Annotated in this window: 10 protein-coding genes; 3 read left to right on the plus strand and 7 right to left on the minus strand. The window is 64.5% G+C overall.

Annotated elements, in window-relative coordinates:
* The 3 genes from AC1DRP_RS30330 to AC1DRP_RS30340 all read right to left on the minus strand — a co-directional run.
* The coding region (locus AC1DRP_RS30330; protein ID WP_476770422.1) for a monovalent cation/H+ antiporter subunit A at positions 1-2,311 on the minus strand (2,311 nt) is incomplete at its 3' end.
* Positions 2,311-2,856 carry a GreA/GreB family elongation factor gene (locus tag AC1DRP_RS30335; protein ID WP_476770423.1) on the minus strand — a complete coding sequence of 182 codons (546 nt, stop codon included), beginning with the start codon at positions 2,854-2,856 and terminating at the stop codon, positions 2,311-2,313. The genes AC1DRP_RS30330 and AC1DRP_RS30335, both read right to left, overlap by 1 nt.
* A gap of 405 nt (positions 2,857-3,261) precedes the next feature.
* Complete coding sequence (locus AC1DRP_RS30340; protein WP_476770424.1) at positions 3,262-3,495, minus strand: TRIC cation channel family protein; 234 nt, start codon at positions 3,493-3,495, stop codon at positions 3,262-3,264.
* 147 nt (positions 3,496-3,642) lie between these two features.
* Between AC1DRP_RS30340 and AC1DRP_RS30345 the strand changes: the two genes are divergently transcribed.
* The gene (locus AC1DRP_RS30345; protein ID WP_441507394.1) at positions 3,643-3,981 is read left to right on the plus strand and encodes a carboxymuconolactone decarboxylase family protein; all 339 of its coding nucleotides are present in this window, start codon (positions 3,643-3,645) and stop codon (positions 3,979-3,981) included.
* Positions 3,982-4,184: 203 nt separating this feature from the next.
* Here the strand turns inward: AC1DRP_RS30345 and AC1DRP_RS30350 are convergent, their stop codons facing one another.
* Positions 4,185-5,252 (minus strand): NAD/NADP octopine/nopaline dehydrogenase family protein, encoded by a 1,068-nt coding sequence (locus AC1DRP_RS30350; protein WP_476770425.1) that lies wholly within the window; start codon positions 5,250-5,252, stop codon positions 4,185-4,187.
* A 211-nt stretch (positions 5,253-5,463) separates the two neighbouring features.
* Between AC1DRP_RS30350 and AC1DRP_RS30355 the strand changes: the two genes are divergently transcribed.
* Positions 5,464-6,390 (plus strand): LysR substrate-binding domain-containing protein, encoded by a 927-nt coding sequence (locus AC1DRP_RS30355; protein WP_476770426.1) that lies wholly within the window; start codon positions 5,464-5,466, stop codon positions 6,388-6,390.
* On the opposite strand, the gene AC1DRP_RS30360 is transcribed toward AC1DRP_RS30355, so the two are convergent.
* The 3 genes from AC1DRP_RS30360 to AC1DRP_RS30370 all read right to left on the minus strand — a co-directional run bounded on the left by AC1DRP_RS30360 (position 6,368) and on the right by AC1DRP_RS30370 (position 9,812).
* Positions 6,368-7,927, minus strand: a complete 1,560-nt coding sequence (locus AC1DRP_RS30360) for an ABC transporter substrate-binding protein (RefSeq protein ID WP_476770427.1) — start codon at positions 7,925-7,927, stop codon at positions 6,368-6,370. The genes AC1DRP_RS30355 and AC1DRP_RS30360 overlap by 23 nt on opposite strands.
* A 74-nt stretch (positions 7,928-8,001) precedes the next feature.
* Positions 8,002-8,871, minus strand: coding sequence for an ABC transporter permease (locus tag AC1DRP_RS30365; RefSeq protein ID WP_476770428.1), 870 nt, complete (start codon positions 8,869-8,871; stop codon positions 8,002-8,004).
* A complete protein-coding gene (locus tag AC1DRP_RS30370) occupies positions 8,868-9,812 on the minus strand; it encodes an ABC transporter permease (protein ID WP_476770429.1) in 945 nt (314 codons plus the stop codon). Before AC1DRP_RS30370 ends, AC1DRP_RS30365 begins: the two co-directional genes overlap by 4 nt.
* A 473-nt stretch (positions 9,813-10,285) precedes the next feature.
* On the opposite strand from AC1DRP_RS30370, the gene AC1DRP_RS30375 reads away from it, so the two are divergent.
* A partial coding sequence (locus tag AC1DRP_RS30375) for a DeoR/GlpR family DNA-binding transcription regulator (protein WP_476770430.1) occupies positions 10,286-10,764 on the plus strand: 479 nt, incomplete at its 3' end.

Raw genomic sequence — 10,764 nt, forward strand, 5'->3', positions numbered from 1 at the left:
GTGCCACGACGGCGAGGACCGTGATCTCGCCAAGCGTGTCGAAGCCGCGGAAATCGACGAGAATGACGTTGACGACATTCAGGCCGCCGCCTTCGCTATAGGCCTTCTCGACGAAGAATTTCGCGATCGAGTCCGGCGGCGTCCGCGTCATCACCGCGTAGGAGATCGCCGTCATGCCCAGGCCTGCGACGACGGCGATGGCAAGGTCCCGGAAGCGGCGCAGGCGCGGTTGCCAGCCCCTCGGTTCGGGCACGTCCTGCGAGCGCTTGGGCAGCCACCGCAGACCGAGCAGGATGAGCACCGTGGTCACGATCTCGACGACGAGCTGGGTGGCCGCAAGGTCCGGCGCAGAAAGCCAGACGAAGGTCAGGCAGGTCACGAGCCCTGTCCCGCCGAGCAGGGCAAGGGCCGCCAGCCGATGGAACTTGGCCTGATAGGCGGCTGCGACGGCGCAGATCATGCCGACGGACCAAAGGCCGGTGAAGGCGAAATCCGTCGTCCCATTGCCGGAAGGACCGAAGGAGAGGCCCGAAGCGAGCAGCGGGACGGTCCCTGCGGCGACAGCCACCGCCACCAGCAGGCGCATCTGGGGCTGAAGACGATTGGTGCCGAATGCGCCCTCGAACAGATGCGCCCATCGCCACGAAATCGCGACCATGACCCGCTCGAAGATGCGCTGTCCCTGAATCCGACCAAAAAGCGGGGGACGCTCGCAACGTTCGAGGTAAGCGCCGGCGACGCGATACAAAAGCACGCCAGCAACCAGCGCGACGATGCTCATCGCCAGGGGAAGATTGAAGCCGTGCCACAGAGCCAGGCTGTATTCCGGCGCGGCGCCGCCGAGCACGGACGACACCGCGACATGCAGGAACGGGCCGATGGTGTAGGCCGGGAAGATCCCGACGACGAGGCAGGCGACGACCAGGAACATGACCGGGAACCGCATCCAGAACGGCGGCTCGTGGGGTTCGCGGGGAAAGCTCTCGGGCGGCGCTCCCAGGAAGATCGAATGGATCAGCCGTAGGGAATAGGTCACAGCCAGGGCGCTGCCGAGCACGGCGGCGTAGGGGGCGGCGGTGTCCAGCCAGGAATCGGCGTGGGTCTCCACGGCTTCGGCGAAGAACATCTCCTTCGACAGGAAGCCGTTCAGCAGCGGTACGCCAGCCATGGCGGCGCAGGCCACCATGGCCAGCGTGCCGGTGATCGGCATGTACCGGAACAGTCCGGAGATCCGCCTCATATCGCGCGTGCCGGTCTCGTGGTCGATGATGCCGGCCGCCATGAACAGCGATGCCTTGAACGTCGCGTGGTTGAGCATGTGGAAGATGGCCGCGCCGGCGGCGAGCGGGCTGCCGAGGCTGAGCAGCAGCGTGATCAGGCCCAGATGGCTGATCGTGGAGTAGGCGAGAAGTCCCTTCAGGTCGTTCTGGAACATGGCGAGGTAAGCGCCGAGCACGAACGACGTCATTCCCGCGATGCCCAGGATCATGAACCATTCCGGCGTACCGGAGAGCACCGGCCACAGCCGCGCCATGAGGAAGACCCCGGCCTTGACCATGGTGGCCGAATGCAGGAACGCCGATACGGGCGTCGGCGCCGCCATGGCGTTGGGCAGCCAGAAATGAAAGGGAAACTGCGCGCTTTTCGTCAGCGTGCCGAGGAGGATCAGCAGGAGCGCCGGGACATATAGAGTGTGCGAACGGATGAGGTCGCCCGATCGGAGGACGTCGTCGAGGTCGTAGCTGCCGACGATATGACCGACGATCAGCACGCCACCCAGCAGAGCGAGGCCCCCCATGCCCGTGACCGTCATGGCCATGCGGGCGCCGTCGCGCGCTGCCTGGCTCTGCTGCCAGTAGCCGATCAGCAGGAAGGAAAAGATGCTGGTCAGTTCCCAGAACACGACCAGAAGCACCAGGTTGCCCGAAAGGACCACGCCCAGCATCGAGCCCGTGAATGCCAGAAAGAACAGATAGAAGCGCCGGACCGGATCGTCGGCGGACATGTAATACCGGGCGTACATGACGACCAGGAGGCCGATACCGCTGACGAGAGCCGCGAAGATCCAGGCGAAGCCATCCATCCTCAGCGTGAAGTTCAGTCCGAGAGACGGGATCCAGTCGATCTGATGCCGGAGGGCATCTCCGCCGCTCACGGATGGGTAGAGCGACAAGGTCATGATGAGGCAGGCCAGCAAGGTGAGACCGGTGATCCAGGTCACCGGTTCGCGGGAGGCCCCCGGGGACAGGACCACCGCCAGGCTGGCTACGAAAGGCAGAATGAGGATCAGCAGTAGCGGGGAAAGTTCCATCATTCTCCTTTGCCTGGGAGGCGTCGTCCGTTCTTAGGCCATCGAGGCTGATCCGCCAACGACGAGTGGATCGTGCGCGCATTCGAGGGGGCCAGCCCTCGGACGATCCCCGACGTCGTCACAGGGTCGACCGCCAAGACGTCGACCCATGGCGGTGCGCGAACGTCGGCCCCGATCATCGGGGCCCGATCGCCCACCGAAAGCCCAAGCACTGTGATGCCCAGAGGCGTGATCACCGATAACTCAGCGGGCGGCCACATTCCGTCTGCGGGATTGATCAAGCGTCGGCGTTCGGGCTGCCCCGTGCTCCCGACACGATAGGTGACGAAACCATCCAGCAGGACCGTTTGCTCCGGCATATCGTCCGCCTCACGCCACGCGGCGCGGTCCAGCTTGCGCAAAAGCGCGGACGCGAGCGGATGAATTTGCTCGCCGAGCAAATGCGCCAGCTCTTGCAGCCGCACATAATCGCTGGCCGGAAGCACAGTGACTGGTCGTTTCAATGCGCAAATCATGTTTGCCACCAGCGAGTTGCAGGCAGTCATGAGAGGAATGTCTGAATGGGTTGCCGCTCTGTGTGACCTGCGCAACCCGCGGTACGCGGGAATGCCAGCCTCTGCCCGGACCGGGCCGCGACGCAGCCGGGTCGGGGTCAGTACCCTGTGATGGGGCACTCCCGCTCGAAGTGAAGAGTGAGGACGTCGATCCGCATATCACCTACGTGGAATGTCGCCGTGGGGAAGTCAAGGGAGACGATATCGGACGTGAGTAAGTCATATCCGTCCCGTCAAATGATATTTGACGAGACGATGCTCTCGTGATGTCGATCTGCGGCGCTTTCTATTGCAAAGGTCATCCAAAAATATTCTTCTATACGGCGATATTATTTTTTAAAACGCTAAGTTCTCGGCATCAGCAAGTTCACGACCCTCTCTCATCTCCAGAAGCATCTATTGTCGCGCGCCCTCGCGCGGAGAGGTGGCAATCGGCAACCGCCAACCATGTCTCATCGCCATGGAGCGAAGCCCGAGACATAAAGCCGCTCCGGCCAGGGCCGAGGCGCCATGGGAAAAACCAATTTGATCACCGATGACGACGATGGACGCGCCGGCGAGTGCCGCAATGGCATATAGATTCGATCGCAATACCTGTGGAATCTCAGCGAGAAGGACGTCGCGCGTCATGCCCCCGCCGATATCGGCCGACAGCCGCGCGGGGATTGCTAATTGCCGCTGATGGTTGCGGCAATTCTTGGGCGAATCCCGCACCAGCAGTTATAGATGGCGTATTTCGGGAGTGGCCCGGAACGACAAGTGCGAGTGACCGATACAATGCTGATCAGCAACGCTTTCAAGACCTTCCTCCAGGAAGCGCCGGTGCATCAGAGCGTGTGGCTCGAGGCTGTGCAAAAACTCGGCGCGGCATCGCAGCTCGATCGGAAGACGGCCGCCTTGGTCTATATCGGCATTCTCGCAGCCGTTCGTTTGGAGAGCGGACTTGCTTTCCACGTCGCCGAAGCGAAAGCGTTCGGCGCGAGCAGAGAAGAGGTGATCAGCGCGATTCTCGCAGGGATGCCCGCCGTCGGTAATATCGTGATCCAAGCTCTACCGGTGGCGCTCGAAGCTTTTGATCAGGCCGTGCCAAATTCGGTGGGTCATTCCGAGGGGTAATGATGGTTTCCAAAATCGGAACCCTGGACACGTGAGGAGCTTGAGAAGCTCAAGTTGCTCGCCGAGACGGGCATCGCACTGAAGGCGATTTCAAAAGCGACGACTCGCAGAATGGCCAATCAAGTCAGGGGCGGCGGCAGACATCAGTATTGTCTGCTGCCGAAATTTACCGGGTGCGGACGTCTTGAATGCCGGCGGGACAATTAGCCATTCCGAAGCTCATGGTGCAGCTCTGCAGGGCTCAGCGCCGCGAGACCGAGCGCCGGCAGGAGGTCGTTCTCGGCCCGGAAATCACGAGCGGCGATTGCGTCGAACAGGGCAATCCCGGCTTGATGGACCGGCAGGGGCAGTCCGCAGATCGCACCGAGGAATTCGAGGGGAACCAGGCCGAACGGCACATCCTCGGTGATGAAGCGCGTATCGAGCGTCTTGGGCCCGGCCAGCTCCGGCCGCAGGCGATAGACCGCTGCAGCCATGTCTCCGACAGGGCCGGGCTCGACGCCAAAGGACAGCGCATAATGCTCCTGCACGCTGCGCACGCTGAGGCCGAAGGCGTTGGCCAGGGCCAGCCTTTCAGTGTCGAGAGCCTCGATGATGCGCCCGACCCCGGAGGTGATCGAGCCGTAATTCGGCCAGTCCTCGCCGCGTTCCGCCCGCGTCAAATTGCCGAGCATGTTGGCCATATGCGCGGGCGGATTGAGGTTGCTGAGCATGATCGCCAGCAGGTCCTCGCGCGGCTGGAAGCGATGCCCGAACAGTGCTTCGCAGAGTGCCAGTCCGGCTGCGCTATGCCGAACGGGCAGGGTGGCGACGTCCAGCCGCTTGCGGATGCCGGAGACATGCACGCTGCGGGGGCCGCTCTTCCGGGCGGTCAGGGCCGTGGTCGCCCAGGCGGCGATCGGAAGCTCCAATCCGCGCTGCTCCAGCAGGCGATGCAGATAGAGCGCCGCAAACGAGCAATGGGCGCTGAAGATGACGGCCTGACCTTCTCGCAGATGCGCCGCGAGTGCATCGCACACCTTGCGGAAACCGTTGGCCTGCACGGCGATGATCACCGCATCCGCGCCGGCCACGGCCTCGGCGCAGCTCCGTGCCACGGCGAGCGGAAACTCCCCTTCGATCTTACCCGTCACGGACAGCAGCGCCGCCCCTGCGAATTCGGCCTGGGCCGCCCCGCTCGGCGACCAGAGCACGGGGTGGTGGCCATGGGTCGACAGGTAGGCGGCATAGCCGCGCCCGATTCCGCCCGAGCCGATGATGGCGACACGCATCTGATTATTCCAATGTGATCGAATGAAACGAGACGGCCCGGCCCATGCCTGTGCCGGGCGCGGATGGGCATGGAAGATCGGCAGCGCGATCCCAAGCCGCGTGGAAACCAGCCTCGGCGTTGACCTTCAGAGCCGAAACCCATTCTTCTGGCGGCAGGGATTCGCGCCGGCCCGCTCCGGACGGAGCGCTGGAAGGCAACGAGGCGAGGCGATGAAGCGGCCCCTGCAGCTCAGGCAAATCGAGGCCTTCAAGGCCGTCGTGGAGACGGGATCGGTGACGGCGGCCGCCAATGTCCTCGGCATCTCGCAGCCCTCCGTCAGCAAGCTCATCTCCCATCTCGAAGAGGATGCGGGCCTGCAGTTGTTCGAGCGCCTGCGCGGGCGCCTGGTCCCTTCGGAGAGGGGCATCCGCCTCTACGAGGAGGTCGACAGGACCTTCGCAGGCTTGCGGCAGATCGAGCGCGCCATCGATTCCATCCAGCGCGAAGACATCGGCCAATTGTCCGTCGGCGTGCTTCCGGCCTTGACGGGCCACCTGACGCAGCAGGCCACCAGCCGGTTCCTCGCGAAGCATCCGGACGCCTATGTGTCGATCCTGGGCCGCAGCTCGCAGGTCGTGATCGACTGGCTCGTCAGACGGCAGATCGATGTCGGCATCGTCAGCGCGCCGATGGAGAACCCGTATCTGAATGCGGTTCCGCTGACGACGCATTCGCTCGTCTGCATCATGCCGCGCGGCCATAGCCTCGCCAGCAAGCATGTCGTCACTCCTCAGGATATCACGGGGACTCCGTTCATCGCCCTGGCGTCGGAGAACAAGACGAGGGTGCAGATCGAAGCCAGGCTGGCCGAGCACCGCGTCCAGCCCCGTATCGTTGCCGATGCGAACCTGACCGGCACGATCTGCGAGTTCGTCGCCTCGGGGCTGGGGATCTCGATCCTCGATCCGGTGTTCGCCCACGCGGTCCGTGACCGCGTGGAGATCCGGCGCCTTTCCTTCGAGATCGAGACCGACCTTTGGCTCTGTTACCCACGCGAGGCGCGAAACAAGATCTTCGTGGAGACCTTCCTTCGCGTTGCGCAGGAGGCGATCGCGGCCATGATGGGCGAGGTCTTCAACGTTCTGCCAGGGTCGTGACCTCGGTGATCGGCAGCGACAGGTTCAAGGCGCCCTTGAGCGGATAGCCATAGTCGACCTTGCTGCTGCGCCCCCAGACCTGGAGGATGTCGTTGATCGGCACCGAGCAGACATCCTCGTGGATCTTGCGCTGCGCCTCATGCCAGAGGGCGATCTGCTTCGCCTGATCGGGCTCGTGCCTCGCGGAGTCGATCTCGGCATCGGCGACCGCGCAATGGGAGAAATTGGCCACCGCAGTCGGTTTGCCCACCGCCGATTTCGAGGCGTAGAACTCCGACAGATAGGTATCGGCCACCGGGAAGCGGGCCGCGCCGTAAAAGACCAGGGCGCTCGCATTCTTGCGGGTCTGGTCGTGATAGGTCGGATGGTCGACCACGTTGAGCTCAAGCTTGATGCCGACCTTGGCCAACTGGGCCTGGATGATCTCCATGGCCGGCAGATGGGCCGAGATGTTGGAGGTGGTCGCCCGGATCGTGACGCCGTTGGGATGTCCCGCTTCCTTCAGCAGGGCGGCCGCCTTGGCCGGATCGAACGTGTAGGCACCATAGGAGCAATCCGAGCCGAGATAGCCGTCCGGCACGACCGAGCAGCCGCGCGGGCCGACATCGACGCCGACGAAGCGCTCGATCTGGGCCGTGTCGATGGCATGGGCGAGTGCCTGCCGCACGCGAAGGTCGTCCAGCGGCGCGACCGTGCGGTTGATGTGGAGTGTGCGGTATTCGCCAGGCCGGAAGATGTCGACGACGACATTGCCGCGACGGCGGGCCTGATCGACCCATTTCTGCTCGCGCTTGGCGTAGAAGATGTCGAGCTCGCCCGAGGAATAGGCCAGTTCGCGGCTGCTGTCGGACGGGATGAAGCGGTAGTCGATGCCGTCGATCTTCGGCTGGCCGCGGAAATAGGCCGTGTTGGCGGCGAGCTTCACGCGCTGCTGCGTGATGTGCTCGACGAAGCTGAACGGCCCGGTGCCGACGGGGCTGGTGGCGAAGCGGTTGCCCAGCGCCTCGACCGCCTTGCGGCTGACGATGTATCCGCCGCGATAATTGCTGACCAGATTGAGGAAAGACGCGTCCGGCTCGCGCAGCGTGACCTTCACTGTATGGCTATCGAGGGCCTCGACGCCGACCATATTGGCGAGGCTTGCCGCGAAGGTGGAGGTGTCGCGGCTGGCGGCGCGTTTCAGCGAGAAGGCCACGTCGTCGGCCGTCAGCTCGCCCCAGTCGCCATGGAACTTGACGTTGCGGCGCAAGTGGAACGTCCAGGCCGTCTTGTCGTCCGAGGCCTCCCAGCGCTCGGCAAGGTCGGGTTCGAGATCGGCGGAGTCCGCACTGCCGGGCTTGAAGCGGACCAGGCCGTTGAAGATCCATGCGACGACGGACTGATCCGTCGTCGACACGGCGCGGTGCGGGTCCAGCGTCGCGATGTCCGTGCCGTTGGGGCTGATGCGCAGCACGGCGGCCTGAGCGGGGGCCTGCAAGGGCGCGACCGAGAAGGCTGCGGCCGTCGCCAGCGTCACGGCCATGATCCGGGCTTTCATTCCTGTCGTCCTCCTAGGTCTTGCAATGGGTGCCGCCGGTCGCCGGGCGCGGTTCTTCTGCGTGGCGGCTTCGGTCATCGGGACTGGGTCCGTGGGTCGGAGGCATCGCGCAGGGCGTCGCCGAGCAGATTGAGCGCCAGCACGGTCACCAGGATGGCCAGGCTCGGAAACACCGCGAGCCACCAGGCGTCGAGGATGTTCTCGAAGCCCTCGCGGATCATGCTGCCCCAGGTCGCGGTGGGCGGGGGAACGCCGAGCCCGATGAAGCTGAGGGACGCCTCCGTGCGGATCGCCGACGCCAGCCAGAGCGAGCTCATCACGACCACGTCCGACATCATGTTCGGCAGGATATGGCGCGTCATGATCCGGACCGGTCCGCAGCCATAGGAGCGGCAGGCCTCGACGAAATCGCGCTCGCGCAGCGAGATGGTCGGAGCCCGCGCGACCCGGGCAAAGGGCGCGATCTCGGTGACCGCGATCGCGATGATCAGGTTTTCCAGGCTGGCGCCCAGCATGGCGGCGATCATCAGGCCAAGCAGCAGGGTCGGGAAGGCGAGCATGACATCGAGCACGCCCATCACGATCTGATCGAACAGGCCGCCGATATAGCCGGAAATCACGCCGATCGTCGTCCCGACCAGCATGGCGACCAGGATCGCGGCGAAGCCGACGAAGAGCGAGACCCTTGCCCCGTAGATCAGGCGGGACAGGACATCGCGGCCAAAGCTGTCGGTGCCGAGCCAGTATTCGGCGGAGGGCGGTTCGAGGCGGGCGGCGATGTTCTGTTCGAGCGGGTCGTAGGGCGCGAGCCAGGGGGCGAGCAGCGCGACCAGGACGATCAGCGCCAGCAGGGCGAGCCCGATCCAGGCCAGCCTGTTCTGCGAGAGCGCCAGCCACAGGCGGCCGGGCCTGCTTTCCAGGGAAGGAGCCGCAGCGGCGCTCATGAGTATTTCACCCTGGGATCGACGAGGCCATAGGCCAGGTCCGTCAGCGTGTTCACGGCGATGACGCAGATGGCGAAGATGATCATCAGCCCCTGAAGCAGCGTGTAGTCGCGCGAGTGGAGAGCGCCGAGGATCAGCTTCCCCAGCCCGGGGCGGTTGAAGATGATCTCGGTCAGGACCGAATTGCCGATCAGGGTGCCGAAATAGAGACCGACCACGGTGATGATCGGGATCAGGCTGTTGCGCAGCGCGTGCCGGGCGACGAGCCGGACCGGGCCGACTCCTTTGGCGCGGGCGGTGCGGATGTAATCCTCGGTGAGGACACCCAGCATCGCAGCGCGCGTCACCCGCATGACATAGGCGGTCATGATCAACCCGAGATTGAGCGCCGGCAGCGCCAGGCCCCGCAGGTGCTCGGCGAAGCTCTGACGGCCGCCGGAACCGCCGAGCACGGGGAACCAGCCGAGCTGGATCGCGAATACGATCAGCATCAGGATGCCGGAGACGAAGGCGGGAAAGGACAGGCCGATCAGCGAGACGACGCGTGAGACGTAGTCGAGCCAGCCGTTGCGGCTCAGTGCCGCCGCCACGCCCAGAGGCAGGCCGAAGAGGAGGCCGATCACGATCGCGGCTGCCGTCAGCTCGATCGTCGACGGCAGCACCTGCCTGACTTCCTCGATGACGCTGCGACCGCTGCTCAACGACTGGCCGAGATCGCCGCGGGCGACGTTAAGCAGGAACGAGACGTATTGGACGTAGACCGGCTGGTCGAGACCGAGCTTCGCCCGGAGCGCGGCGAGCGAGGCCGCACTGGCCTGGTCGCCGAGAACGACCTGCGCGGCATCGCCGGGAACCATCCGGACGAGGACGAAGATCGCCGTCAACATGACCAGCAACGTCGGGATGGCGAACAGCAGGCGCCTGAGGACGAAGCCCGTCATGGCGATGGATCGATCTCGGTCGAAGGCTGCGACCTGGTGGAAAACAGCGGTCCGCGCCCCGGTCGCGAGAGCAAGGCCACGTCTTGAATCGCTCCGATGGTGCCCGGAAAATGCATGAGGCTTAGCGGCCCGGCCCATCGGGAAGAACACGCCCTTGGCGCATGCCCGTTCGTGATCAGCGGTTCCAAAATCGATCCATACCTGAGCTTGCACCGTGTCAGCGAACTTTGGAGGGGAGTCGATTATTCGTCAAAGTCGTTTTTCTGCCTAAGCCATTCTGCAAAGCTATGGCATCCGCGCGGTGTCTTCTGCCTTGGCGGCCACTCTCCACATCAGCCGGATYGTGATTCAGCGTGTCCGGCCGGGCCACAGTGGAACCCGGCCATCCCCGTTCGATTGCCAAGCGCGAATCGACGACATGTGGCAGATTGGGACGGCTTCTTCCGCCGACCAGGATTTTTGGCTCCGTTTCCATGACCCGCGACATCGCTGCGCGACGGCATCGCATCATCCTCGACAGTCTCGAACGACAGGAATCGATCAGCGTCGAGGAACTGGCCCTGTCGCTCGACGTCTCCCGCGAGACGATCCGGCGCGACCTCAAGGCCTTGTCGGCCGAGGGGCTGCTCGCTGTCGTTCATGGCGGAGCGATCCGGGCCGAGCGTTCGGAAGCCTCCTTCGCCAGCCGCCGGACCGTGAACCGCACGGGCAAGGACCTGATCGCCATGCTCGCCGCCTCCATGCTGGGCGACGGCATGACCATTCTGCTCGATTCCGGCACCACGACCGAGGCCGTGGTGCGCGCGCTGGCGCGGTCGGACCGGAAGCGGCTGGTCGTGCATACCACGTCGCTCGAGAATGCGCGGCTGGCCAGCCGGCTGCCGGGCGCCCGCGTCTTCCTGATCGGTGGCGAATTCGACCCCAACGAGGATGCGACCTCGGGCACGGAGGC

This window comes from Allobosea sp. 01N443, assembly GCF_056399325.1.